This window comes from Enterobacter cloacae complex sp. Mu1197 (genome assembly GCF_040059225.1).
GTDB lineage: Bacteria > Pseudomonadota > Gammaproteobacteria > Enterobacterales > Enterobacteriaceae > Enterobacter > Enterobacter quasiroggenkampii.
Window position 1 is genome coordinate 2,895,612 of sequence record NZ_CP157375.1, and the last position, 25,118, is coordinate 2,920,729.

Below are 25,118 nucleotides of genomic sequence, written 5' to 3' on the forward strand. Positions count from 1 at the left end.
AGGGGCACAATCACCGCGTATTACTTCCCGCCCAGTCCTTTTTTCGCCAGCTCCTCTTTGAAGTTGTCGCGGGTGATCAGCACCACGTCGGTCACTTCGGTAAATTTCGGCGGTTCAGCCCCTTTGGTGACCCAGTTGTAGAGCATCTCGCTGGATTTGTAGCCGTGAACGTCCGGGCTTGGCAGCAGTGAACCGTAGAAGCCGGTTGCCTGCGCTTTGGACAGCTCGCTGACGGCGTCAACGCCGTTGATGCCAATCCCGATCACGTCAGGCGCTTTGAAGCCCTGACCTTCCGTCGCGCGCACCCCGCCCAGCACGGTGTTGTCGTTCATGCCGACCACCAGCCAGTGTTTGACTTCTGGATGCTGCACCAGCATGGAGTTCGCGGCATCGAATGCGCCCGGGATATCGTTGGATTTGGTTGGGACTTTATAGATCTGTTTTTCCGGGAAGCCGGCTGCTTTCAGCGCGTCCATTGACCCGGTCGTACGACGACGTGCCGTGTCCAGCTCATCCGCAGTAATGGCCATCACCGCGGTCTCTTTGACATCCCAGCCGCGTTTTTGCATCTCTTTATAGAGTTCCTGGCCCTGACGCTCACCGATTTTGGTCGCCGCCATCATCACCAGCGGGACGCTGTCCATCGGTTTGCCTTTGGCGTTAACGAACTGATCGTCAACGGCAATGACCTTCATGTCATAGCCCCGGGCCTTGGCCGCGATGGCCGAGCCCAGCTTGGGATCCGGCGTGCAGATCACAAAACCTTTCGCGCCGCTGGCCGCCAGGCTGTCGATGGCGTTCAGGGTTTTCTCACCGTCAGGCACGGCGATTTTAATCACTTCAAAACCTAAGTCTTTCCCGGCCTTATCGGCGAATTTCCACTCCGTCTGGAACCAGGGCTCTTCAGGCTGTTTTACCAAAAAACCGAGTTTTAAATTCTCAGCAATAGCGGATTGTGACATAACGGCAGCCAGACCGATGGCCGCCAGCGCTTTAGTAAATTTGTGCATGGTAAACTCCAGCTTTAGCTTTCTTTTCTGTAGGGAATATTTGCGTACTTCTTTATTTAATCGGACTTAAAACAAGGCATTAGCGCTTACCTCGTCATAAGCGTTATTGCTGGTGATAGTTTTAGCGGGAAATTAATCATCCATAAGAGAGCCCCATCACACCGCAGAATTACAGTAATTGCGTACATAAATTCAGCGAAAAATGACATAAAAAAGGCAGTATTTGTCAGACAAATGAAACGAGGGTAAGCAGGATTATCCATAAGATTAGCTAAGATATCCCTGATCCCTTTTAACAGGCGTGAGGACCCCAGACGTCAGAACGCTGCAGCATGTTTTTCATCAAAAACGCAGCACGTCCGGAGCGTTATTTATTTCGTAGAATTTGATTTAGCGCAATTTTATTAATGCATCATATATTCGAAATAATTAATCCGTAATTAATTCTTTTACGGAGCATTATTCCGGCTTAATATCCCCAAAAGAGTAACAGTATATCTCTTCGATAAAAATCATTAATTATCAATGGATTAATGAGAGGGAAATTGATGGCGAGCTAATTGTATTTCTGTACTATATTAAAGTTTGTAATGTATGGTAAACACAGCCTATTTAAGAGTTTTCTTAGACCACAGACAAGGGTATGCTTATTTATATCGAACACAGGAAGTGAATTTCGGTCGACTTCGTTTACTGCAGAAAACGTATTTCTGCTCTTTTTCTTCGTATTTGCCTGACGCTCAGGTTAAGCAACGGACATCACGTCCCACCGTCAATAAGGATATGAGTATGGCTACCCAAACGATGATGCAAAAACTTAACGCGCAGATGAACCTTGAGTTCTATGCCTCCAATCTGCACCTGCACTTAAGTGCGTGGTGCGCTGAGAACAGTCTCACGGGGTCTGCCACCTTCTTTCGCTCTCAGGCGCAAAGTAACGTCACCCATATGATGCGGGTCTTTAACTTCCTGAAGGCCTCAGGGGCAAATCCTGTCGTTAAAGCCCTTGATGGGATCAACGAGAGCTATTCTTGCCTGGAAGAACTGTTTCAGAAGACGCTTGAAGAGTATGAACAACGCTGTAGCACCCTCAACAAACTGGCTGATGAAGCCAAAGCGCAGCAGGATATTACGACGCTCAGATTCTTACGCGATATGGACAAAGAGCAGCAGCAGGATGGCCTGCTGCTGAAGACGCTGGCGGATGAGATCCATAATGCGCAGCAGGCAGGTTTATGTCCTGAGCAGACCGACCGTCACCTGCTCGACATTGTGGCGGTGCAGCACCACTGAGTTTTTGGCCTGCTTCCGTCCCGGGGAGCAGGTCCCCTTCCCCTCTCCAACCTTCTGCTTTTGCTGAAATTTAACAAATCAGATCTGGCTCCCAATGATTAACCACACAACGTGTGATGATTTATTTAATTACATAATCATTGACGAGGGAGCATCATGATCACCATTGAGTTTGTTGTCATTCTCCTCTGCCTGCTGACGGGTACGCGTTTCGGCGGGATGGGGCTTGGGTTAATCAGCGGTATTGGTCTTTTTATTTTATGTTTCGTCTTTGGTCTGCAGCCGGGTAAACCCCCGGTTGACGTCATGCTGACCATTCTCGCGGTGATTGGTTGTGCCGCTACCCTGCAAACGGCGGGGGGCCTCAACGTCATGATGCAGTTTGCGGAACGCCTGCTGCGCAAACATCCGCAGCACATCACCCTGCTCGCTCCGTTTACCACCTGGATGCTGACCTTTCTGTGCGGCACCGGCCATGTGGTCTACACCATGTTCCCCATCATTGCGGATATTGCGTTGAAAAAAGGGATCCGCCCGGAGCGCCCCATGGCCGTGGCATCGGTGGCATCGCAGATGGCGATTACGGCCTCCCCCGTTTCGGTTGCCGTCGTGTCGCTGGTCTCCATCCTGGCGGCCCAGCATGGGATCGGTCACGGGTGGGGGATCCTGGAAATACTTGCCGTATCGGTTCCCGCGTCACTTTTCGGGATGGCCATTGCGGCCCTGTGGAGTTTACGCCGTGGGAAAGATTTGGCCGACGACACGGAGTTCCAGGAAAAGCTGAACGATCCTAAACAACGTGAATTTATCTATGGCGGAACGGAGACGTTAATGAATCAGCGTTTCCCAAAACAGGCCTACTGGTCCACGTGGATTTTCTTTGCCGGTATTGCCGTGGTCGTTCTGCTGGGGGCCTTCCCTGAGCTGCGCCCGGCCTTTGAACTGAAAGGCAAAATGACGGCCCTGTCGATGAACCTTGTCATCCAGATGATGATGTTAATTGCGGGTGCCGTGATGCTGATGGTCTGTAAGGTCAATGCCTCCGCGATTTCTAACGGCGCGGTCTTCAAGGCCGGGATGGTCGCGATCTTCTCGGTCTTTGGCGTGGCGTGGATGAGCGATACTTTTTTCCAGGCGCATCTCGACGAGTTAAAGCTGGCGCTGGAGGGCGTGGTGAAAAGCCACCCGTGGACGTATGCCATTGTTCTGTTTCTGGTGTCAAAACTGGTGAACAGCCAGGCGGCGGCGCTGACGGCGGTTGCGCCGATGGGGCTGATGCTGGGCATCGATCCGAAAATGCTGATCGCCTTTTTCCCGGCATCATACGGTTATTTTGTCCTGCCGACCTATCCCAGCGATTTGGCCTGCATCGGCTTTGATCGGTCAGGCACGACCCGCATCGGGAAATTTATCATCAACCACAGCTTCATTTTGCCAGGGCTGATTGGGGTGAGCTGCGCCTGTGCGGCGAGCTACCTGCTGGTTCAGACGTTCTTCTGACAACATCAAAGGGCGACACATGCCGTCGCCCATTTCCCTGCTTTAGTGAGATTCACCCTGCGGCGTGAATCGCAGCTCGATCAGCGCGATGGCTTTCTGGATCGCGCGCAGTGTAACCGGGTCAGCGGCAGCAGGATGGCTGGCGAAATCGATGTTTTTCAGCTGCGTAGACATCTTCTCGCGCACTTCAACCGGCGCAATCACGTCCAGGACATCGAGGATTTGTTTGATAACCAGCTGGCAGGCGACAACGTCAGAGACCAGTTCCTGATCGGCGCTCAGGTTTTGTGACATGGGGGTTTTCTCCTTATTTAAAGGCCGCCATAGTACCAAAACACGCCCCCTGACATCTTCCCTTCATCGCCTGCAGGTACAAAAAAACCCGCCGAAGCAGGTTTTTTTATCAGAACATGGCGCCCGGCGGCACGTCTTTGAAGGTGCGGCAGTAATTGGCCCACATACTTTTCAGGATTTTGCGCAGTTTCACGATGATGCTCCATTAACTTGTTATACAACTTTATCGTCAACGTGCTTATAATATGACCACCATCACAAAAATCAATACTTTTGTGACATACATCACAATTTAATCTGCCAGTGGCCTGATAGCGATCACCTCTGACCCGTTGCGAAGAGTGAGGGCAGATTGTCCGGCTATTCCAGCCATTGCAGCGGGCATCTGCGGGTACGATAACGTATTTCCATCCACTCAGAGCGAACCATGAAAAGAGTCATTGTAGCCGGCACACTCCTGCTGCTCGCGGGGTGCAGTGTTAACCGCCAGGCTGAAGTCAGCAGCCTCGACGCGCCGAACGGCATCGTCCGCCTCGATTACGGCCAGGCAGCGCTGCAAAATGCGTATTCCGATGAGTATGTGAACAACGGCACGGCGGTAAAAGCCTGTCAAAACATGGGGTATGCCACAGCCTCGGCCTATGGCCAGCCCATCAAAACCTGCACCCTCATTAGCGGTTCGTTGTGTCTGAACGAGAGCGTGACTATCCAGTATAAATGCCTGGGTTACGCCGTTAACCCTAAGTCAAATAATCCGTGGTATTAATCCAGACTGCCAGCCTGTGCTGGCAGTTTATTTCATTACGAACAAAAACAATTCTCATTAATAAATGATAAATCGCCAATGCGTTTTATTCCCATTCGTATTTTTAATAAATAAAATAAAGTTTTTACGTTTTGCAAATAATTAAATAACAAATTATAGTGTCGCTCATTGTGAACCAGAAATAATAACCCGGAGCGTCACCATGCTGAAAACTGAAATGATCGACAAGCTCAACGCGCAAATGAACCTTGAGCTGTTTTCGTCCCTGCTCTACCAGCAGATGAGCGCCTGGTGCAGCTACCACAGTTTCGAAGGCGCGGCCGCGTTTCTGCGTCGTCACGCGCAGGAAGAGATGACCCATATGCAGCGTCTGTTTGATTATCTGACGGATACCGGCAGCCTGCCGCGCATTGAAACCGTGGCTTCCCCTTTTGCTGAATATAATTCTCTCGATGAACTGTTCCGCGCCACCTACGAGCACGAGCAGCTGATCACGCAGAAAATTAACGAACTGGTTCATGCCGCGATGACCAGCCAGGATTATCCAACCTTTAATTTCCTGCAGTGGTATGTAGCCGAACAGCATGAAGAAGAGAAGCTGTTTAAATCCGTGCTGGATAAATTATCGCTGGTGGGTAAATCCGGTGAAGGTCTTTACTTTATTGATAAAGAACTTTCCACGCTTGATACGCAGAATTAATTTCAGCGCGGTGCCGGTTTCCGGTACCGCGTTAATTTACATACACCCGGCACAGCTGGTGCAGCGCCAGTCGTGGGGATTCACGGCCTGGTAAAAATAGCGGTAGCTGGACGTCTCCAGCGGAATGCCCCTCTCGTAGAACATATCCGTCAACCAGTCGACATTCTCGATAATCCACTCATCTTCCTGTAAGCCTTGTGCAAAGGTCTCATCTTCAGGATCAATAACCGAATAGATCCCCCAGGTGCCCATATCCTTTTCGCAACGGGACTCGGGAAGATTCAGGGGCTGGTTCTGCCAGCTGATTATCCAGTGGCCATGGCACAACAGGTTGCCTCCCCGGCTCCATGCCGCGGTAAAAGGATTCTCCCCCGCCATAACACCCTCACTTTATTTGATAATTTATATTTATTGTTTACGTTACGCCGGAATGTCGTGCAACAGTATTGCCCTTATGAGGTAGGCGCAGGCCTAAAAAGGATCGGAGGGTCGTTAATACGTAAACCCTTTTTTACACCACTTGTAACGGTGATTTGACGAGTTACGGCTTTTCCCTTACTCTGCGCCGCAGATTTTGTCGCGGTTAAGAAGCGTTGTAGAGGAAAGCGTGAAAAACAGAACTCTGGGAAGTATTTTTATCGTCGCCGGAACGACAATTGGCGCAGGAATGCTGGCAATGCCTCTGGCAGCCGCGGGCGTGGGATTTGGCATGACCCTGCTGCTGCTGGGCACGCTCTGGGCGCTGATGTGTTACACCGCCCTGCTGCTGCTTGAGGTTTACCAGCACGTACCCGCCGATACCGGTCTGGGTTCGCTTGCGGCGCGCTATCTGGGACGCTATGGCCAATGGATAACCGGCTTTAGCATGATGTTCCTGATGTACGCCCTGACCGCCGCCTATATCAGCGGCGCCGGGGAATTGATCGCCTCCAGCGTCAACGACTGGTTTGGCTCTGACATTACCCCTGCGACGGGCGCCATCTTCTTTGCGCTCATCGGCGGCGGCGTGGTCTGCGTCGGGACGTCGCTGGTCGATCTGTTTAACCGTTTTCTGTTCAGCGCCAAAATTCTTTTCCTGATTGTCATGCTGGTCCTGCTGGCGCCGCACGTGCATAAGGTCAACCTGCTGACGTTGCCGCTGGAAAAAGGTCTGGCGCTTTCCGCGATCCCAGTCATTTTCACCTCGTTTGGCTTCCATGGCAGCGTGCCGAGTATCGTCAGCTATATGAACGGCGATATTCGCAAGCTGCGCCGTGTCTTTGTGATTGGCAGCGCGATCCCGCTGATCGCCTATATTTTCTGGCAGCTGGTGACCCTGGGCAGCATCGACTCTTCAACCTTTATTGGGTTGATGGCGCAACACGCTGGACTGAACGGTTTTCTGCTGGCACTGCGCGAGGTTGTCACCTCGCCGCACGTGGAGCTGGCGGTACACCTGTTTGCCGACCTGGCGCTGGCAACCTCGTTCCTGGGCGTAGCGCTTGGCCTGTTTGATTATCTGGCCGACCTGTTCCAGCGTCGCAATACTGCCGCAGGACGGTTACAGACGGGGGCGATCACCTTCCTGCCGCCGCTGGCGTTCGCGCTGTTTTATCCGCGTGGGTTTGTGATGGCGCTGGGCTACGCGGGAGTGGCGCTCTCGATCCTTGCTCTGCTCCTCCCCTCCCTGCTGGCCTGGAAGAGCCGCCAGCAGCATCCGCAGCAGGGTTACCGCGTGGCGGGGGGAAAACCGCTGCTTTGCGTTGTGTTTGGCTGCGGGGTAGTGATTATTCTGGTGCAGGTGTTGATTGCAGCCGGGATGCTGCCGGAAGTGGGTTGAAATGACTATCTCAATGACAAGTCCATTTTCTATGTAATAGCAGGGGATAATTCCGTTCACTAATACTCTTCTGCTACCTGTTTTGTCCGCTGCGGTGAACGTGTTAAGGGGGCTATCGCCGCCCCCTTAACAATCCCGGCTCCCGGCAAGAAAATCGCCGCTTCGCAGTGCCCTCATCTTATTCCTTACGGCTTTTCGGGGACGGGCGGATGCAACGTCCCTGCCGCGCATCCATGCGCGTCGCCCCGGCCTCCAGGAAACGATTCGGCGATTTTAGCCGGACTCCCGCTCCCTCCACCTTCTTCATCGTCTGCATAGGGCACGGGGGTTGCATCCCCGCTAAAATCGGCGAGCCGGAGACCGGGGGACAAGGGCTGGACGCCATGGATGGCGGCCAGAGGCGAAGCGAGACAGGATGTCGAGTTGAGCCGACCGCAGGCAGACGGTCGTGAGGTGAGCGCAGTGCGAAGCACCGATTTTCTGCGGGGCCGCGGGGATCGATAAGGGGGCCGCGGTGGCCCCCTTATCTCGTTCACAGGTAAAGATCGTATTATTTTCTACTGACTGGAGGTGAACGAAACAAATCCACCTAAGTTAATAAAAAATTGATCAGTGCAAACAGCAGCTCTTGAACTTCTTCCCGCTGCCGCAAGGACACGGATCGTTACGCCCGACCTTCGTGCCGTTCACAATCGGCTTCTTCGCTTCCGGCTGCTGCGGGTTGTTCGCCCAGTAGTTATACAGGCGCAGTGCCGCAGGCTGGATGCTCTCGATGCTGGCGATGTACTCCTCTTCGGACAGTTCATCCAGCTTATCGCTGTTCTCTTCTATACCGTGCAGCGCTATCGTATCAAGATCGGCCTTCAGGGCTTCCGGCAAGGCTGACCAGTCCGTCAGCGCCACGCCGCGCATATAACCGTAGCACCACTCTTCCACCACGGTATAACTCTCACCGTCCACGTCGTTATAGCCAAACATCGGTTCGAACTGATCCGGGTATTCGCTCAGGCGCTCGGCAATATCGTTCATGTGCTTAAAGCAGAGATCGATAAAACGGTTCATCTCACGATCGTTTTTCCAGCGCGGGATATATTTCTCGCCGCCCCATACCGCCACCAGCCAGGCATCTGGCTCAACGACAACAGGACCGGAAAGCACTGCGGTAAGCATGCCGTCCAGTTCGGACACGTCAATCACGGACGCGTCATCATGACCGTAAGACATTAACGTCTCTTCAAGCCACGCCATCTCGCTTTCATTCAATGGGCCTTCAGTCATCGCTGACACTCCTGCAAAAAAGGAAACGATCCTAACACATATCTCACGCCTCTCCGGGCTGAAGTTTAGGTCTTTATTGCTGCAAAAACGTGCAAACCGTGACCTTTGCACAACTTATGGGCTTTATTGTTAACGATATGTGATCTCCGCTGTAATTTCTTCTCCTCCCGCAAGGCGGCATAACGCGGCGCTCTATACTCAAACATGTCACAAGCCCGTCAATGGGTTAACCATTCTGGCAACGTTTTTGCTTAATGTTCTTCGCGCGACGCTGCGCAGGGATACCTCGCCGTATATGCAGGATGCCGTCTGTATCTTGTTCGTTTAGTGCATTTTGTTCTTGTTCGTGTTTCGGATTGGCTGCGCCGTCGGGCGTTCGGGTTTACGCCGTGGTGCAAAAACCTCTTTGCTAAGGAACATAATAATGTCGCTGAAATTTATCAGAACTCCTCTTTCTCTTGTGCTGGCCGGTTGTCTGGTGACGGCGTTTTCCGCCCGGGCAGATATTGTGATTGGCGTGGCCGGGCCGTTTACGGGTCCCAATGCGACCTATGGCGATCAATACTGGCACGGCGCAACGCAGGCTGCTGAAGACATTAATGCCGCCGGCGGCATTAATGGTGAGAAGATCAAACTGGTTCAGGGAGATGACGCCTGCGAGCCGAAGCAGGCCGTCGCCGTTGCCAACCGTTTAGTTGACCAGGATAAAGTCAACGCCGTGGTCGGCCATTTCTGCTCCTCTTCCACCATGCCCGCCTCCGAGGTGTATAGCGATGCGGGGATCATCGCCATTACCCCCGGTTCAACCAACCCGCTGATTACCGAACGCGGCATGAGCGATATGTTCCGCATGTGCGGCCGCGACGACCAGCAGGGTCAGGTTGCCAGCGACTTCATCATCGACAAGCTGAAAGCCAAACGCGTGGTGATCATTCACGACAAAGACACCTATGGTCAGGGTCTGGCTGACGCCACCAAAGCGGCGCTGGCGAAACGCGGGGTTCAGGATGTGATGTACGAGGGGTTATCCCGCGGTGAAAAAGACTTTAACGCGCTGGTCACCAAAATCGGCGCGCAAAAACCGGACGTCGTGTTCTTCGGTGGCTGTCACCCGGAAGCCGGTCCGCTGGTTCGCCAGATGCGTGAACAGGGCGTACAGGCAAAATTCTTCTCCGGGGACTGCATCGTCAACGAGGAGATGGTGACCGCGGCGGGTGGCCCGCAATATACCAATGGCATTTACATGACCTTCGGTAAAGACCCGCGCCTGATCCCGGACGGCAAAGCGGTTATCGAGAAATTCCGCGCCGGTAAATTCGAGCCGGAAGGTTACACGCTTTACTCCTATGCCTCCGTACAGGCGATTGCCGCGGCCTTCAAGGCCACCGGCGGCAAGGATTCTGCCAAAGCCAGCGAGTGGCTGAAGGCCAATTCCGTCGACACGGTGATGGGCAAAAAAGCCTGGGACAGCAAAGGCGATCTGAAGGTCTCTGACTACGTGGTTTACCAGTGGGACGACAAAGGAAAGTATAAGGAAGTGCAGTAACGGGACGGAGTCACGCTCAACGCCGACGGGCTCTCCCGTCGGCGCGTAATAAACATCAGGCTGCGCGGCTCGCGCAGCCTATAAAACGAGCGCGCTAAGATGAGTACATTCTTCCTGCAACAGTTAATCAATGGTTTAACGCTGGGTTCCGTCTACGGCCTGATCGCCATCGGTTACACCATGGTGTACGGCATTATCGGCATGATTAATTTCGCCCACGGCGAAGTGTATATGATTTCCGCCTATCTCTGCGCTATTGGCCTGGCGCTGCTCTCGTTCTTCGGCCTGCAGTCGTTCCCGCTGCTGATCCTCGGCACGCTGGTGTTCACCATTGTGGTTACCGGGGTGTACGGCTGGACTATCGAGCGTATCGCCTACAAACCGCTGCGCAACTCCACGCGTCTGGCACCGCTGATCTCCGCCATCGGGATGTCGCTTATCCTGCAAAACTACGCGCAGCTGAGCCAGGGCCCGCGCCAGCAAGGGGTACCGACCATGCTGGACGGCGTCATTCGCCTGCATCTGGGCGAAGGGTTCGTGCAGATAACCTACACCAAAGTGTTTATCCTGGTTGCCTCGTTTGCCGGCATGCTGGTGCTCACCTGGATAATCAACCGTACCCGGCTGGGGCGGATGTGCCGTGCGGTCCAGCAGGATCGCAAAATGGCCTCCATTCTGGGCATTAACACCGACCGGATTATTTCGCTGGTCTTTGTCATCGGCGCGGCGATGGCGGGCCTGGCGGGGGTGCTGATCACCATGAACTACGGCACCTTTGATTTCTACGTCGGGTTTGTGATCGGTATTAAAGCCTTCACGGCGGCGGTACTTGGCGGCATCGGCTCCCTTCCCGGCGCCATGCTCGGTGGCCTTATCCTGGGCGTGGCGGAAGCGCAGTTCTCGGGCATGGTCAACTCGGACTATAAAGACGTCTTCTCGTTCGGCCTGCTGGTCATGATCCTTATTTTCCGTCCCCAGGGACTGCTCGGGCGCCCAATAGTGGCCAAAGTGTGAGGGAGAGAATGATGACGTCACACGGTTTTTCACTTAAACGCTGCATTCTGGACGCGATTTTCTCCGGGCTGATTGCGCTGATTATCTTCGGCCCCATCGCGGGCGTGGTGCTGGACGGGTATAGCTTTACCTTCGCCGGGCAGCGCCTGGCCTGGATGGTGGGCATCGTCATGTTCGGGCGTTTTCTGTTGAGCGCTTTTTTAGGTACCGCTGCCGGGGCCCGTTTCCAGGCGCGCTTCGAGGCCGACAGCGCGGGCGTTTATGTCCGGCCACCGGATTACAAAAGCCGCATGCGCTGGATCATTCCCCTGGTGATTGCTCTTGCAGTTTGCTTCCCGTTTGTCGCCACCAAGTATGTGCTGACCGTCGCCATTCTCGGGCTGATCTACGTGCTTCTCGGTCTGGGGCTGAACATCGTCGTGGGCCTGGCCGGTCTGCTGGATCTGGGGTATGTCGCGTTCTATGCGATTGGTGCGTACGGTCTGGCGCTGGGATACCAGTATCTCGGCTTAGGGTTCTGGAGCATGCTGCCGCTGGCGGCAATCATGGCCGCCGCCGCAGGCGCCCTGCTCGGCTTCCCGGTGCTGCGCATGCACGGTGACTATCTGGCCATCGTCACCCTCGGATTCGGGGAGATCATTCGCCTGATACTGAACAACTGGCTGACCTTCACCGGCGGCCCCAACGGCGTGTCTGCCCCTCCCCCGACTTTTTTCGGTCTGGAATTTGGACGACGCGCGAAAGAAGGCGGCGTGCCCTTCCACGAGTTTTTCCACCTGACCTACAACCCGAACATGAAGTTTATCTTTATCTATGCGGTGCTCTTTCTGGTGGTGATGCTGGTGCTCTACATCAAGCACCGCCTGACGCGCATGCCGATTGGCCGGGCATGGGAAGCCCTGCGTGAAGACGAAATTGCCTGTCGCTCAATGGGGTTGAACCATGTTCTGGTAAAGCTTTCCGCCTTTACGCTGGGTGCGTCGACCGCGGGCATTGCGGGGGTGTTCTTCGCCACCTATCAGGGGTTCGTGAATCCAACCTCCTTTACCTTCTTTGAATCGGCACTGATCCTCGCCATTGTGGTGCTGGGCGGTATGGGCTCGACGCTGGGCGTGGTGCTGGCCGCCTTTGTGCTCACGGTCACGCCGGAACTGCTGCGCAGTTTTGCCGAGTACCGCGTCCTGCTGTTTGGCATGCTGATGGTGGTCATGATGATCTGGCGTCCACGCGGTTTGATCCGCATTAACCGCAGCGGGTTTGCCGTGCGTAAGGGCGTCGCGCCATGAACGAAACGATATTACGCGTTGAGCATCTGATGATGCATTTTGGCGGGATTAAGGCACTGAATGACGTCAACCTGGACGTGCAGCGCGGCTCCATTACCGCCCTGATTGGGCCAAACGGGGCGGGAAAAACCACCGTCTTTAACTGCCTGACGGGCTTCTACAGAGCCTCCGGCGGCAGCATTTTATTTAATACCCGCCATAAAACGACCAACGTTATTCAGGTACTCGGACAAAAATTCCAGCCCGGCGACTGGATTAACCCCGCGCAGCTCGGGCAGCGTCTGTTCTACAAAATGTTCGGCGGAACCCATCTGGTCAACCGAGCCGGGCTGGCGCGCACGTTTCAAAATATCCGTCTTTTTCGCGAGATGTCGGTCGTGGAAAACCTGCTGGTGGCGCAGCATATGCGGGTGAACCGCAATCTGCTTGCCGGGATTCTGAATACGCCGTCCTACCGGCGGGCGGAAAGCGACGCCCTGGACAGAGCCTTTTACTGGCTTGAAGTGGTGGATCTGGTGGAGTGCGCCAATCGACTGGCGGGAGAAATGTCCTACGGCCAGCAGCGGCGACTGGAAATCGCCCGGGCAATGTGTACCGGGCCGGAAATGATCTGTCTGGATGAACCCGCCGCAGGGCTGAACCCGGTTGAAACGCACAAGCTGAGCGGGATTATTCGCTTTCTGCGGGATCATCATGACATCACGGTATTGCTGATTGAGCATGATATGGGGATGGTGATGGAAATTTCGGACGACATTATCGTGCTCGACCACGGCGATGTGATTGCCAGGGGGAAACCCGAGCAGATCCAGCATGATGAAAAGGTCATTGCCGCCTACCTGGGCACGGATGAAAGCGAGGTCTCCCTATGAGCGAACCGCTGCTGGCTTTTCGCGAAGTGGATGTGTTTTACGGCGTCATTCAGGCGCTGAAGCAAGTCTCTCTTGAGGTGAATAAGGGGGAAACCGTGGCGCTGATTGGCGCAAACGGCGCGGGTAAATCGACATTGCTGATGTCCATCTTTGGTCAACCCCGTATCCGCAGCGGGCAGATCCTGTTCTGTGGTGAAGACATCAGCCATCAATCCACCCACTACGTCGCGTCCGGCGGCATTGCGCAGGCACCGGAAGGCAGACGAATCTTCCCGGATATGACCGTTGAAGAGAATCTGCTGATGGGGACCATTCCCATCGGCAATCAGTTTGCGGCTGAAGATATGCAAACCATGTTTGACCTTTTCCCTCGCCTTAAAGAGCGACGTAAACAGCGCGCAATGACCATGTCCGGCGGGGAGCAGCAGATGCTGGCGATCGCCCGGGCGCTGATGAGCCGTCCGAAGTTGCTGCTGCTGGATGAGCCCAGCCTGGGCTTAGCCCCGATTGTGGTGAAGCAGATCTTCCAGACGCTGCGAGAGCTGGCCCACAGCGGTATGACCATTTTTCTGGTGGAGCAGAATGCGCACCATGCGTTGAAGCTGTCTGACCGCGGGTATGTGATGGTGAACGGACAGATCCGGCTGAGCGGCAGCGGTGAGGAATTGCTGGGCAATCAGGAGGTGAGGAAGGCGTATTTGGGCGGGGTGTGATTTGATATCTGCCAAACGGGCTTATGCCGTGATGGATCATTTCGGCACATACGGGATAGAAGAAACTGGAGGATACGTTAGTCGATATCGGCTCTATGTTTGGATTGCCTCCGGCAATTCTTACAGGTTTGTTAGTAACAAAAGCAGTAAAAAGAATGTGATTTATGAGCCTTCAGGCTTAGCCTCGAAGGCTTTTTTGACCCGGAAAAGCAAAGCCCCTAATCGCTGGATACCCAACTTTCGGAGTTCACTTCATTTCGGTGGTTACACCATAACGTCGTTAAATAAAACTATCGTCGTCATTGCTGTAGTCGTCATCTACATCGTCGTTCAGCCAGCCGTCGTTATTACTGCCGAACGGATCGTTCTGGTTGAGGAAACGGGTGTCAGAGACGTTATTAACGTCGCCGTATTGATTACCGACAAACGGTTCACCACCGACGGGCATTGTCGGTTCTTCGATGATGTTCACAATCTCTTCCGGCCGCGACTGATGGAACATGCTGGTAAGCATCTCGCCAAGCGCGATGCCACCGGCCACGCCAGCGGCTGTCTGGAGCGCGCCAGCCATAAAACCGCCGCCGCGAGTAGCCGGCGCTGGCGCCCGAGAGTAATCCTGCGCCGGCGGCTGTTGCGGCTGGGCATTCCAGCTGTTTTCAGTCTGCGGGTTACTTTTTCCGCCACCAAACAGGCCGCCGAGGAAACTGCCGCCCGTCGAGGGTTTGCTTTTTTGCGCGGCTAATTCGCTTTCAAGCTCCTGAACCCGGGCCTGCAGGCGTTTCAGCGCCGCTTCCTGAATCAAAATCGACTGCGCCATATAGTAGGGGGCCGCAGGCTGCTGTCTGACAAATTCAGCGATCTGACGCTCCGCATCTGCATCCCGTTGGCTGTTTTGTTGTCCGGCCTGTTTAAGGCGCTCGAAAAGGCCGTTGATAAGCTGCTGTTCTTTATATTGCATGACAATAACCTTCCGCTCTCCAGGGTGGATACCAACCAGTTTATCAGCGGCGGCAACCTGTGTCTGGCGAGTGAAATGTTTGTTTAAGATTGGTTGCAGGTTAGCTGAAAATCGCCCTGCTTTCCGGGCTTGATATTAGAAAGTTAGGCTTAACGTTCTGGTATGGCAGCAAATTCCCGGGCACAGCACGATCGTGATGACGATGAGGTACGCTCACTTCGCGCTAAACTGGAGGCACAAAAAAACCGCCTTTCGGTGGTTTCACGACACTGCTTATTGCTTTGATTATTCTTTGTTTCCCATGGTAGCCGGAGTGGGACTTGAACCCACACAGCTCGAACGCCGAGGGATTTTAAATTCCATTTAGAATCAATGAGTTATATAGCGATGCATTGCGAAACTTTGCTGTAATTGTTTATTTATTTTTTGTAATTGGCAGTAAATAGATAGACTTGGATAACGTTGAGCACAGAAAAAGCACAGGAGAACAGTTTCCTGCCTGAGAATCTTTTAAAGAATGATGATGTGAAGCGCCATGGGGCTACCAGCGTTGCAAGGTGATGTGTAATCTAAGTCTTCCACTAAGAAAAAGTTCGGTTTATTCAACAAAGCCCCGCTGCGAGCAATCCATAACACATACGCGGGGCTTCGATCATGAACTCAGTGGACAATTTAACTACTCATATGATCTTCCATTTTTCCATGTGCGGAGAAATAGATTTTACTGCGCACATACTCCCAGCATTCAGGCTTCTTCGCCCACTCCGATATCATCCTTCCATTCGCGGATTCAATCAGAAGACTATTCACCCGATGTGCTAAGCTGACAAGCCGGTTGCCCATCGTTTCCTCAATGCCCTGTTGATTCCAGATCTCTGCCAGGTCCGTTTCGTTACCATAAAGATATGAATAGGCGGCAACAGTATAGGCGGCGATATTCGCCTTAAATGCGGGGAAAAGTGAATTAATCAACTTATAGGCTTTCTTATAAATAATGGCCTGAGCGATATAATTTTTAAAAGTTTCAATATTCAGTTCATCCCCATAACGCTCAGTATCCTTGTCAATCATCGTCATTAATGCGGCAAAGTTTTTCTGTCCGCCGAGGCTGACTAAATCCGGACGTTGGAGCCAGGCACAGTGATATTTTGCGAAATCCGTTTTCGTTATCCGACGAGATGGAGGAATGGCGTCTTTTAACCGTTTAATTCCCGCTGGTGTTTTACCTTCTCGTTCCAGCATAACCTTATAGCTGCCGTTTGCTCGCTCGTAAAACCAACGACTGTATCCGTCCGGGCAATACACCGTGTTTGCCATTTTTTCCAGCTGTACATGTACCGGTCGATTGGCTGACAGATCGGAAATATTGACTTTATTCTGGCTATTCGAGAAGCGCGAAATATCCGCAATTAACATCTCTTCTTGTGCATTATTCGTCTGTTTCAGCACAATGACTTTTGCGGGTACACGCACGTTACGCAGATTGGTTGCTGGGAATTTCTTTTTGGTGAAAAACATGGAAGCCGTCGTCTGCCCACCGTTGACGATCTGCATCCCCTGCATCCACGCAATACCAGGGCCACCTCCCGGTGCTTCACCAAGCCTGACCTGATCGGCAACAATCACAATACCGTTGTTATAAGCCATAAAACGCTCAGGCTGCTCACGTAAAGTGTCACGAATCCCTTTGTTGACTTTCCCCGTCTGGCTCAGAAATGAGCGAACATTCGCTTCCAGAATCCGGTTGCCATATTTTTCATAGATAAATCGCAGCGTCTCGCCCGGAACCACCGTCAGCGCATAATCATATTCACCCATTTCATCCGGGATCCAGACACAGGGAAGTGCGCCCCCCGCCACCTCATCAAAATTAACCTGCAGTTCGTCGCGTGGCTTACCTTCCTGCCAGTGGTTAAACAGGCGGACAATGTCCATAACCTCTAATTTAATGGTTTTACCGGCAACGTCACGGGACTGATACCATCGGGTTTTCACCTGACCATCGGTCAGAACATAAATTCTGATTTGCTCCAGTTCCGCATAGGACTGTTCGATGGTCGTCACCAGTTGCCAGGCATCATTGGACTGATCGAGCGTGGATGATAATTTACCGTCAACGCACTTCTGCAAAAATTGAATGCAGTGGCCGGCAATCGCTTTTGTCTCAGCATCCGGGACGTGACAGAGCTCGTCGCTACCGTGATAAATACTGACAAAAAGGTCAAGTTGATCTCCATCTTCTGAGAAGGCATAACCGCTGAGACGCACATTGTGTCCACTGACTTTCGCCATAAAGTGACACGTTTCGGCATCATCGAATGTCATGCCGATATCGGCCATATGACGCATAACAATATCGGTAAAAATCAGCTCAGGAAAAGGCGACTCAACCCCTGGCTGAGCCATTTGATCCTGATATTCCTTGCGAATCTCATTCTGGGTTTGACGTAAAAAATCAATAAGTTCCATGCGGTAATCCTGCAAAGTCTGACAAGCAATGGTTAAAATCTTGGGCCTGAGGAATAAGTGTCTGGAGTTCGAGTTGATAGCGCGCACTCACCACCGGCAACGGGACATTGGCATGCGTCAAAGAGGGAAAATCCGCTTCAATGGGGAGTGCGAACGCCTCTGTCAGCAAGAAATGACGTGTATAGAATTCAGCATGTTCAGTGAAATATCCGACGTGACAAAGTGATCCTTCAAAAAGACAAGCCGCCGTAGCGTTTCCCTCAAAACGTTGACGAAGACGGCTAATGATGTCATTCAGGGTTGCACCGGTGGGATGCTCGCTGAAGCGCAAACCACACAATACAAGCGATCCTGCCCGCTGCCAGTCCAGTTGTTCAAGAGAGTGGATAGTTACGCAAAAACCCTTCGCTGCCGTAGTGCTTTTTATCTCAATGGCGCGTTCATCGAGTGCAAAATCCTGTAGCCCATGCTGCGGTCCTATCCATGCTTCGACTGCCGTTGACGGAGCAAGACCGCTCTCGATCAACCGCTCCAGACACGTCAATTCGCCGATTAACCCAACTTCTTCTTCTTGACTGAGTGGACGGGTATCGCGCTCCATAAACGCCTGCCATAAACGAATCCGACGAAGCAGAGTTTCAAACAGGCGCGGTTTCGAAACGTTCAGGAGCGAATGGAGAATATCCAGAATCATCGTCGTAAAGACATCCACATTACCTGTTTGCTGGCGACGGATCATCAAACCGTTCTGCCACCCCTCCTCTGTTCCGGCCATCTCAACGCGGAATCCTTTACAAGATGGCAGCGCCGCCGACCCAGGCGAAAGATGATGAGGAAACACGGCAATCAGCATTTCTTCATTATCAGGCTGACGACGCCCGGCATGAAAGCTACAGCCCTGGTGCGTAAAAAGCCGAATCCCGCGCCAACCCTGAGCGCCAGGCAGTTCGTCTATCTGAGATCGATCTAAGGCTTTCCAGGCCGCCAGCAGATCGTCTTTACTCAGCCGCACCATACTCTTGCTCCCATAGTACATTGTTCACTTTGTACTCCACCGTTACCCCACTGCGGCTTCCCGGAAAACTGATGCCAAAAGCCACCACAGGTAAGGCATCTTCCTGATATTCCGCTGCCGACAATGCCTGCTGCGGGTCCAGTAAGTAAATGAGCAATAAACCTTTTTGACGCTGTGCTGGAATGTCGTTAATGCCAAATCCTTTAATCCGACGCAGTACCACGCCACCTGGAACGACGGGCTCCTCTCGCCCTTCATTGCGTCCGGGATCGGCATGAAAAATACGCTGCGTTTCTACCAGCGCAGCAAGCCAAGTTGATTCATCACAGTCAATCCCTTCATCGCGTGGGGAAAGTAAACGGCCAATGGAATAACGGTCAGTGATCCCTTCAGACGCTTTACGCATCATAAGCGGTACGGAAAAGCCGCAAACATCGTGATGGCGATCGATGCCACCTCCTATCACAGCCACCGTCCATTGGGTAAGTTCATCAACACGATTCATCCGCATAACAAAATCCGCCAGTAGTTTGCTGTTAGCTTTTCTGGCCTGAGCATGGGTCTCATATTCCGTTAAAAAATCGATGATCGGCTCAGGGGAGATATTTTGCCAAATGACCCCATTCCATTTTTCAATCTTATCTCCGCGTCGTCTCTCAGGTATCGGCACGCCAACACCGACGCGCCCGGTCAGACGCTGGAAAGCCACGTAGTTACGCTTGTGATACTCCTGTTCTTTAAACAACGAAATCGTTTCGACCACAGTGCCGCTGAAAGAGAGCCATAGTGAACGCGCGCTACGCATTTTTAAGGGCGAGGTCACCATTAACACAGGGTGTGATTTCACTTTTAGCCCGAAATCACGTGGGGTGCCGCCACTGGCGACCATATTGTCAAACTCTTCCCGCAGCTCTTCTGACGCATCCGCAATGTGCTCAAACCATTCAATCAGCTCATCGGTGGTATAAAGCCGGCATACATCCAGATATCCCTGGCGATAACCAAACCAACGCCCCATCTGCATTAACGTGTCATACATGCGGGAGGCGCGTAAAAAATAACTAGTGCATAATCCCTCAAGCGTTAGCCCTCGAGCCAGTTTGTCTCCGCCAATCGCAATGACTTTTAAGCCTGTCGCACTGTCCGAATAATCAAGCGCATCCTTCGCCGTTCCGTTTATCATTCGTACCGATACGTTTTCTATCACGGTGTACAGCTTGTCGATGATCTCCTGCCATTCGAAGGCGCCGTCCGGAACCTGCTGCGGCATAACGTCGCGGATCGCCTGATTCGTCGGCAAAAAATCGGCCTGCCAGAGTGACTCAAGCTGATGTAAAAAAGGTTCGTGTCCAATCCTTCGCGTCAGTCGCTGCCTCACGTCCTGAATGTAGGCATCAATATTTTCATAAACAACCGATTGCACCTTATTGAAGCGAGTCACATGGACCAGCATCGAACTGTGTTTTTCTCCCTGACCGCGTAATTCTCTGACACAGCATGCTAGTAAAAAACTGTCGATGGCGTGTTTTAACGAGTCCGGGAAATGAGTTAGCGTATCCAGTGTGGGATAGTGCGAACTCTTATGAAAAACCGGCATCCACCCCCTTTTTCCGTCATCGCTACAGTGATCACTCACTCGCCTAATTAAAGGCAACTCTCCGCTCCGGCCTTCCGCGGTGGCCCGCCCAAATACCCTCGCAGGGCCGATGTAGTTAGAGGGTGCGCCGAGATTAATGATAAAGGCGGAAGGGAACAAATCCGGACCTTCGTCACGTGTTTCATTGCTCTCGTGAATAAAAATATTGGCAAAGGGCGTAGCGGTATATCCGACATATGCCTTACGGCTAAACTGCATCAACAGCTTACGAATCAGACTATTTATTGCCGTTGGCTGATGTTCAGCATCCGGTTTTCCATCATCATCGTAGACAATTTCCCCCGTATCAACTGAGGCGTTATCCGCTTCATCATCAATCATCAGCAGCGGTAATTCCGAAACAAAACGCTTTCCGGTGATGGGGTCAACGCTGGTGGCAACATGGTTCTCAATCCAGGTATGCAGGCGCTTCAAAATAGACTTATTTTTCTTTACAACGAACAGCCAGGGCCGTTGCTCGGGGCTGATCCCCAGATTCTTAGCCACTCCGGCGCTGAAGTCGCCCTTTTCAGATCGGTTAGTGACGTAATTGGGACGAATGACAGGATCGCTATCAATATCGCCCACCCCAATGATGGTCACTTTTTCTCTGAGTGGGCTCGTCTCGTAACCAAGAAATCCTTCATCAAGACGCATTTGGGTCTGCGAGCGGAGGTTGTTATGCAAACCAGCGAGCACAATGATTATCTTATATCCCGCATCCGCGGCTTTACAGATTAGACCGGTATAGTGGCTGGTCTTCCCCGACTGAACATGGCCGACCACCAGCCCACGTCGGTCCCAACGCCCTTCCCGCCCCGGTTGCTCAAGTAATCCCAGAACACGATCCGTTGAACGGTCAAGGGTATCCAGGACTCCCCAAGGCATCGTTTTGCCAAGCCACTGGCGATATCGATGCCAGTAGCGCCACTCGCGTTTCGCATCAGCGGTCAGCCAGGGTTGATGCCCTTCGTCATTACTCAGAGAAGAATCTTCTCCCATCCAGATGCTGTAACGGCGGATCAACTCTTCGACCAGGATCTCCCGACTATCAAGGCAGCTCCACTCAGGTTTCATCTGACAAACCATATCAATATGTTGGCGCAGAATACCGGGCGTGATCGTGCTTTTATCCTGACTTTGCAGGAACGTTTGCACAATCTGCAATACACTCAGTTGCGTGTCATCCAAGGGATTTAGACTCATAGCGATTTCTCATGTTGATCGTCGGGGAGTTGTGCAATTAATTCAGGATAATTATCGAAGGGTTCCATATTTTGCAGGTGCTGTTTCGCCAGCGCCGGTGACATCGCCTGCTGTCCAACCATAGTCTGGTACATGACCTGCAATACGGACAACACCTCTGCGGGCGGTGCAGTTTCAAAACCTGTCCGCGGCGTCTCTTTTGTCTCAGCCGTATCAAGCCAGATTTGCTGAACTGGAACGGTTTCCTCAATCAGTCTTAGCATGGCCTGAATTTGTGGAGATAACTCACCGGCCTGCGAAAGGACATTGCTGATAACAGGATGTTGTAATGAAATCTGATAACGAACACCGGATGGCGTCTTCTGCGCTTGCCAGAGCTGAACAAGTTCCTCGCCGGGCTTGCGCTTATTCATTTTCCCGCGTTTTGCAAATGTCCGTACCGCACGATCACGCGTTGATTGCGCCAGTTGGGTTAACCAAGGCCGCAGCGAAACCGGTGGGCGGGCCATCGACTTACGAACATCAATCTTCCAGTCTATGTCGGCATCATTAGGGATATCCAGACGGATTCGCGCAAGGCGGTGGGTTTCATCTTTCGTCCAGGCCCGGGGACTTCCGAGTCCAAGCCAGTTGCCCGCCACAAGCAATCGCTCATTCCGGTATACATAAAATCCTTGCTGGGCCGTCCAGCCTGCCGGTCCTTGAGCCTGTTGATACTCCTGCGTCGTCAGGTGATCCTGATGCGGCAGAACATGACACTCCACCTTCACGGCAGGAGCGCCTGGCGCCATTGCCGAAGGCGAATGCCAGGGCTTGGAAGGATGCCCGCTGAGAAAGGGATCCCAGGCTTTAATTTTGCGACCATTGAGGTTGAGAGTGAGTCGGGGAGCGTTCCCCTCAAGGAATCGGTGAAATACCATCGCCAGATGTTGTTCAACGCCATCCATCAGATTGAGGAAATCTTTCTCACCGTAGCCGGGGGTGACAATTCGGTCTAAAACGTCCCACAGCACCGCCGTACCGTGGGAGTCAGGTTCCGCATTTGCTAACGCCTCCTGACTTCCAGGGTCAGCGCCTTCAAGCAAATACCAACCGTCGTCCGTACTGGCGGCGAGAATGTCCAGATCCCACCGCAGGATGGTCGTTATCCCCTCTTTTTTGGAGGCGACCGTCAGACGGCGACATTGCGAAAAGGAGGCGGTTTTGAGTCCCAGACCGAAGCGACCCAGATCGTGTCCTGGACGCTTTGTCAGCGGGTTTTTGACCCCCAGCCGCATCGCAACATCCAGTTCAGCGGCCGACATGCCGCAACCATTATCCCGAACCACGATATAGCTATCCGACTCACGCCAGTGAAAGGTCAGATCGACCTTACGGGCACCGGCACTAATGCTGTTGTCGATGATGTCAGCCAGTGCGGTGGCGGTGTTGTAACCGAGCCCTCGCAGCGCTTCGATCATAATGGCTGCATTCGGTGGCGCATGGCGCATGGTCGTCATTCTTCTTCTTCCTGCATCTCGCTCAACGCGGTTTCCCACTGTTCGACGAAGCTGCCTAATTTCGACGCCCGGCTGTGATAGCGGAGCTTACGGAGCGCTTTGGCTTCTATCTGACGTATCCTTTCTCGCGTGACATCAAACTGTTTACCCACCTCTTCCAGCGTGAAATCTTGCGTCATACCGATGCCAAAACGCATTTTTATGATCTGCTTTTCGCGTGGCAACAACGTTTCCAGCACCAATGAAACACATTCTCTTAGCTCGAGAGACTGAACGGGAGCACTGGTGAAATCCTTTCCGGTCAGGATCGCGTCTCCCGACAGCGCCGCTTCGCTGTCCTGGGCGTCAGCATGAAAATCGCCAATCAACACCGTCTGTTCTTCATATTTTGCCATCCGCTTGAGTTGATTTTCTGGAAGGTCAGTCAATGCTTGCAGCCGTTTGATCGTGGGCGTTATCCCCTGGCGATACAGCAATTGATCCCGACTGTTTCGCCAGCGCCTGAATTGCTCATAGAAGTGAACAGGTAAACGGATGAGCTGCGCCTGATCGGCAATCGCGCGGCTGATCTTGTGGCGGATCCACCAGGTGGCATACGTGGAGAATTTAAATCCGCGTCGATAGTCGAATTTTTCAACGGCCTTGATCAAACCCAGATTACCTTCCTGGATCAGGTCCTCGACATCTAATCCCCGCCCGCGATATTTATTCGCGATGGTGACGACCAGACGCAAGTTGGCGTGGATCAGCCCCTCCCAAGCCTCTCTGTAACTGCTGACATACAGACTTATTTTATGACCTTCATCAGGGATGAGCGTTCGGGCGCGCTCAACTATCTGTTGCAGGTCGGCATACTCCGGGCGGGGGATATGATTATCCTGATACTCGCCTGCTTTCCCACTTCTCAGCAGAACGAGCAGCTCGATAAAGCTGATAGTTTCATCATTATCGTCATCGTCATCGGATACGGGAGGCATTTCCTCATCCGTTTCTTCTGCGACGTCTTCCTCTTCAGAAACCTCAGGCGCTGGCACCGGAAGGTAATTGGGCTGCAGCAACTGCATATATTCTGCTTCGGATAAACCCGCCAGGATTTTTATCAGATTGATTAGCGCCGTATCCATGCGCTGGCCGAGTCGTTCTTCTTTTGTTTTATCCACGACATCCCACTGGCGGATATCCACGAGATAGTTTTCAACGATGCCGAACTGCCGCAATGCACCGAAAGCGTCAAACCAGGGCTCGAGATCATCACTCGCCGCGAATTCCCAACAGGCATCACTTTCCGGGAAAGCATCATCGCCATCCACAATCAAAGGTAAGTCCTTGATCAATGCCTCTACGCTGACCTGGAATTCAGGCCACGGCATGCCGAAATCATCTTCCCCGGCAGACCGGATGTCACGAACAGAGACACGACCGGCATCCAGTGCGCTAGTGAGCAATGTTGAGAAATGGGGATAATTTTGCGGAGAGAGAGAAACTGGCGTCGGCGGGTCTGGAAGCGAGAGTTCGATATCGATCCACTCAGCCGCGTTATCTATAGGGCGATAGTGGGATAAAAATCGCTGAGCCTCAGCGGAAGCGTGTCGTAATGTCAGATTATCATCGGCGGGTTCCGATTCGATTTCAGCATCCCACTGCATAAAATCCATTGCGTCTTCGGTTTCGGGTAGTTCTGTTTCAACATCGGCTTCAATTACAACCTCAATTTTTGCCTCATCATCTAACCCCCCTGCTAGTTGCTGCCCGGCAGACGGAGGAGATTGCCGATAACGAGCTAACAGATCACGCAGCGTTTGCTCCTGCGCGAGGTCACTGGCGCGAAACCCGAGGTTGTTTTGATGCTCAACATCGACACCCGAGCACAACAACATTTCGCAAATAGCGAAATGCCCATTCTGGGCCGCAATCATCAATGGGCTATTTCCCAGAGAATCTCGTGAATCTTTCGGCAATCCCCTGCTGAGATGAAACTCCACCACGGAGGCGACTCCGCTTTTTAGCGCACGAATAAGTAGAGGGGGGATGCGATAAAACTCAGAAACAGAGCGATGCATGCTGACAGCCTTTCCTTGTAAACCACACCCGCGGAAATGCAATCTATCTTATATGGAGAAAATCGAATTTGGTACTGTATATATAAGCAACATATCATTTTTGGTGATCTTCATCGCCAATTGGGCTTTGATGAAAAAATCGAGCTTTGGCTGAGCTGAGGAACTGTTAAAGCATTTGCTGACA

The 25,118-nt window shown here is 52.6% G+C and carries 21 protein-coding genes and 1 pseudogene; 11 read left to right on the forward strand and 11 right to left on the reverse strand.

The genetic code is table 11. The features are described from left to right. Positions 1-20: 20 nt before the first annotated feature. Complete coding sequence (gene araF, locus ABFV38_RS13685) at positions 21-1,010, reverse strand: arabinose ABC transporter substrate-binding protein AraF (protein WP_008500409.1); 990 nt, start codon at positions 1,008-1,010, stop codon at positions 21-23. A 789-nt stretch (positions 1,011-1,799) separates the two neighbouring features. Here araF and ABFV38_RS13690 point away from each other — a divergent pair. Both ABFV38_RS13690 and ABFV38_RS13695 read left to right on the forward strand, forming a co-directional pair. Beyond that, a complete protein-coding gene (locus ABFV38_RS13690; RefSeq protein WP_045908180.1) occupies positions 1,800-2,303 on the forward strand; it encodes a non-heme ferritin-like protein in 504 nt (167 codons plus the stop codon). Between the two features lie 156 nt (positions 2,304-2,459). Then, positions 2,460-3,803, forward strand: coding sequence for an anaerobic C4-dicarboxylate transporter (locus tag ABFV38_RS13695; RefSeq protein WP_235404480.1), 1,344 nt, complete (start codon positions 2,460-2,462; stop codon positions 3,801-3,803). 42 nt (positions 3,804-3,845) lie between these two features. Here ABFV38_RS13695 and ABFV38_RS13700 read toward each other — a convergent pair whose 3' ends face one another. Both ABFV38_RS13700 and azuC read right to left on the reverse strand, forming a co-directional pair. Continuing rightward, a complete protein-coding gene (locus ABFV38_RS13700; RefSeq protein WP_008500405.1) occupies positions 3,846-4,097 on the reverse strand; it encodes a DUF2766 family protein in 252 nt (83 codons plus the stop codon). Between the two features lie 109 nt (positions 4,098-4,206). Beyond that, on the reverse strand, positions 4,207-4,290 hold the full coding sequence (azuC, locus tag ABFV38_RS13705; RefSeq protein WP_014884364.1) for a stress response protein AzuC: 84 nt from the start codon (positions 4,288-4,290) through the stop codon (positions 4,207-4,209). A gap of 234 nt (positions 4,291-4,524) precedes the next feature. Between azuC and yecR the strand changes: the two genes are divergently transcribed. Further along, entirely contained in the window at positions 4,525-4,863 is a 339-nt protein-coding gene (gene yecR / locus ABFV38_RS13710; RefSeq protein ID WP_348957422.1) for a YecR family lipoprotein, read from the forward strand. A 202-nt stretch (positions 4,864-5,065) separates the two neighbouring features. Beyond that, complete coding sequence (ftnA, locus tag ABFV38_RS13715) at positions 5,066-5,563, forward strand: non-heme ferritin (RefSeq protein ID WP_014884366.1); 498 nt, start codon at positions 5,066-5,068, stop codon at positions 5,561-5,563. 36 nt (positions 5,564-5,599) lie between these two features. On the opposite strand, the gene ABFV38_RS13720 is transcribed toward ftnA, so the two are convergent. Next, the gene (locus ABFV38_RS13720; protein ID WP_111966390.1) at positions 5,600-5,941 is read right to left on the reverse strand and encodes a hypothetical protein; all 342 of its coding nucleotides are present in this window, start codon (positions 5,939-5,941) and stop codon (positions 5,600-5,602) included. Positions 5,942-6,170: 229 nt separating this feature from the next. Between ABFV38_RS13720 and tyrP the strand changes: the two genes are divergently transcribed. Next, positions 6,171-7,382, forward strand: coding sequence for a tyrosine transporter TyrP (gene tyrP / locus ABFV38_RS13725; protein WP_024909783.1), 1,212 nt, complete (start codon positions 6,171-6,173; stop codon positions 7,380-7,382). 609 nt (positions 7,383-7,991) lie between these two features. Here tyrP and ABFV38_RS13730 read toward each other — a convergent pair. Then, entirely contained in the window at positions 7,992-8,660 is a 669-nt protein-coding gene (locus tag ABFV38_RS13730; protein WP_348957423.1) for a YecA family protein, read from the reverse strand. Positions 8,661-9,084: 424 nt separating this feature from the next. On the opposite strand from ABFV38_RS13730, the gene ABFV38_RS13735 reads away from it, so the two are divergent. From ABFV38_RS13735 to ABFV38_RS13755, 5 genes are all read left to right on the forward strand, one after another. After that, positions 9,085-10,206: a branched-chain amino acid ABC transporter substrate-binding protein gene (locus tag ABFV38_RS13735; protein WP_023312277.1), complete on the forward strand. Its 1,122-nt coding sequence runs from the start codon at positions 9,085-9,087 to the stop codon at positions 10,204-10,206. A gap of 99 nt (positions 10,207-10,305) precedes the next feature. Further along, positions 10,306-11,220, forward strand: a complete 915-nt coding sequence (locus ABFV38_RS13740) for a branched-chain amino acid ABC transporter permease (RefSeq protein WP_032646250.1) — start codon at positions 10,306-10,308, stop codon at positions 11,218-11,220. Positions 11,221-11,231: 11 nt separating this feature from the next. Further along, positions 11,232-12,506, forward strand: coding sequence for a high-affinity branched-chain amino acid ABC transporter permease LivM (gene livM, locus ABFV38_RS13745; RefSeq protein WP_063622006.1), 1,275 nt, complete (start codon positions 11,232-11,234; stop codon positions 12,504-12,506). Continuing rightward, positions 12,503-13,378, forward strand: coding sequence for an ATP-binding cassette domain-containing protein (locus tag ABFV38_RS13750; protein WP_048223771.1), 876 nt, complete (start codon positions 12,503-12,505; stop codon positions 13,376-13,378). Before livM ends, ABFV38_RS13750 begins: the two co-directional genes overlap by 4 nt. Continuing rightward, positions 13,375-14,091 carry an ABC transporter ATP-binding protein gene (locus ABFV38_RS13755; RefSeq protein WP_348957424.1) on the forward strand — a complete coding sequence of 239 codons (717 nt, stop codon included), beginning with the start codon at positions 13,375-13,377 and terminating at the stop codon, positions 14,089-14,091. Before ABFV38_RS13750 ends, ABFV38_RS13755 begins: the two co-directional genes overlap by 4 nt. A gap of 280 nt (positions 14,092-14,371) precedes the next feature. On the opposite strand, the gene ABFV38_RS13760 is transcribed toward ABFV38_RS13755, so the two are convergent. Further along, positions 14,372-15,049: a DUF2076 domain-containing protein gene (locus ABFV38_RS13760; RefSeq protein ID WP_348957425.1), complete on the reverse strand. Its 678-nt coding sequence runs from the start codon at positions 15,047-15,049 to the stop codon at positions 14,372-14,374. Between the two features lie 151 nt (positions 15,050-15,200). Here ABFV38_RS13760 and ABFV38_RS13765 point away from each other — a divergent pair. Further along, positions 15,201-15,416, forward strand: a pseudogene (locus tag ABFV38_RS13765) (hypothetical protein); the annotation flags it as partial. A 305-nt stretch (positions 15,417-15,721) separates the two neighbouring features. Here ABFV38_RS13765 and mzaE read toward each other — a convergent pair. Genes mzaE through ABFV38_RS13790 form a run of 5 tightly spaced genes read right to left on the reverse strand, consistent with a single transcriptional unit; the run spans position 15,722 to position 24,934 of the window. Further along, positions 15,722-17,518: an MZA anti-phage system associated AIPR family protein MzaE gene (gene mzaE, locus ABFV38_RS13770; RefSeq protein WP_235404341.1), complete on the reverse strand. Its 1,797-nt coding sequence runs from the start codon at positions 17,516-17,518 to the stop codon at positions 15,722-15,724. Further along, positions 17,505-18,533, reverse strand: a complete 1,029-nt coding sequence (mzaD, locus tag ABFV38_RS13775; RefSeq protein WP_235404339.1) for an MZA anti-phage system associated PD-(D/E)XK motif protein MzaD — start codon at positions 18,531-18,533, stop codon at positions 17,505-17,507. Before mzaD ends, mzaE begins: the two co-directional genes overlap by 14 nt. Next, on the reverse strand, positions 18,517-21,375 hold the full coding sequence (mzaC, locus tag ABFV38_RS13780; RefSeq protein ID WP_235404337.1) for an MZA anti-phage system associated Z1 domain-containing protein MzaC: 2,859 nt from the start codon (positions 21,373-21,375) through the stop codon (positions 18,517-18,519). Before mzaC ends, mzaD begins: the two co-directional genes overlap by 17 nt. Then, positions 21,372-22,874, reverse strand: coding sequence for an MZA anti-phage system associated ATPase MzaB (gene mzaB / locus ABFV38_RS13785; RefSeq protein ID WP_235404335.1), 1,503 nt, complete (start codon positions 22,872-22,874; stop codon positions 21,372-21,374). The genes mzaC and mzaB overlap by 4 nt, the downstream gene beginning before the upstream one ends. After that, positions 22,871-24,934, reverse strand: coding sequence for a sigma-70 family RNA polymerase sigma factor (locus tag ABFV38_RS13790; protein WP_348957426.1), 2,064 nt, complete (start codon positions 24,932-24,934; stop codon positions 22,871-22,873). Before ABFV38_RS13790 ends, mzaB begins: the two co-directional genes overlap by 4 nt. Positions 24,935-25,118 lie beyond the last annotated feature (184 nt).

What these genes read in the sequence shown, in the direction of transcription:
- araF (WP_008500409.1), bottom strand. Translation starts at nt 1,010, where the DNA reads ATGCACAAATTTACTAAAGCGCTGGCGGCCATCGGTCTGGCTGCCGTT.
- ABFV38_RS13690 (WP_045908180.1), top strand. Translation starts at nt 1,800, where the DNA reads ATGGCTACCCAAACGATGATGCAAAAACTTAACGCGCAGATGAACCTT.
- ABFV38_RS13695 (WP_235404480.1), top strand. Translation starts at nt 2,460, where the DNA reads ATGATCACCATTGAGTTTGTTGTCATTCTCCTCTGCCTGCTGACGGGT.
- ABFV38_RS13700 (WP_008500405.1), bottom strand. Translation starts at nt 4,097, where the DNA reads ATGTCACAAAACCTGAGCGCCGATCAGGAACTGGTCTCTGACGTTGTC.
- yecR (WP_348957422.1), top strand. Translation starts at nt 4,525, where the DNA reads ATGAAAAGAGTCATTGTAGCCGGCACACTCCTGCTGCTCGCGGGGTGC.
- ftnA (WP_014884366.1), top strand. Translation starts at nt 5,066, where the DNA reads ATGCTGAAAACTGAAATGATCGACAAGCTCAACGCGCAAATGAACCTT.
- ABFV38_RS13720 (WP_111966390.1), bottom strand. Translation starts at nt 5,941, where the DNA reads ATGGCGGGGGAGAATCCTTTTACCGCGGCATGGAGCCGGGGAGGCAAC.
- ABFV38_RS13730 (WP_348957423.1), bottom strand. Translation starts at nt 8,660, where the DNA reads ATGACTGAAGGCCCATTGAATGAAAGCGAGATGGCGTGGCTTGAAGAG.
- ABFV38_RS13735 (WP_023312277.1), top strand. Translation starts at nt 9,085, where the DNA reads ATGTCGCTGAAATTTATCAGAACTCCTCTTTCTCTTGTGCTGGCCGGT.
- ABFV38_RS13740 (WP_032646250.1), top strand. Translation starts at nt 10,306, where the DNA reads ATGAGTACATTCTTCCTGCAACAGTTAATCAATGGTTTAACGCTGGGT.
- livM (WP_063622006.1), top strand. Translation starts at nt 11,232, where the DNA reads ATGACGTCACACGGTTTTTCACTTAAACGCTGCATTCTGGACGCGATT.
- ABFV38_RS13750 (WP_048223771.1), top strand. Translation starts at nt 12,503, where the DNA reads ATGAACGAAACGATATTACGCGTTGAGCATCTGATGATGCATTTTGGC.
- ABFV38_RS13755 (WP_348957424.1), top strand. Translation starts at nt 13,375, where the DNA reads ATGAGCGAACCGCTGCTGGCTTTTCGCGAAGTGGATGTGTTTTACGGC.
- ABFV38_RS13760 (WP_348957425.1), bottom strand. Translation starts at nt 15,049, where the DNA reads ATGCAATATAAAGAACAGCAGCTTATCAACGGCCTTTTCGAGCGCCTT.
- mzaE (WP_235404341.1), bottom strand. Translation starts at nt 17,518, where the DNA reads ATGGAACTTATTGATTTTTTACGTCAAACCCAGAATGAGATTCGCAAG.
- mzaD (WP_235404339.1), bottom strand. Translation starts at nt 18,533, where the DNA reads ATGGTGCGGCTGAGTAAAGACGATCTGCTGGCGGCCTGGAAAGCCTTA.
- mzaC (WP_235404337.1), bottom strand. Translation starts at nt 21,375, where the DNA reads ATGAGTCTAAATCCCTTGGATGACACGCAACTGAGTGTATTGCAGATT.
- mzaB (WP_235404335.1), bottom strand. Translation starts at nt 22,874, where the DNA reads ATGACGACCATGCGCCATGCGCCACCGAATGCAGCCATTATGATCGAA.
- ABFV38_RS13790 (WP_348957426.1), bottom strand. Translation starts at nt 24,934, where the DNA reads ATGCATCGCTCTGTTTCTGAGTTTTATCGCATCCCCCCTCTACTTATT.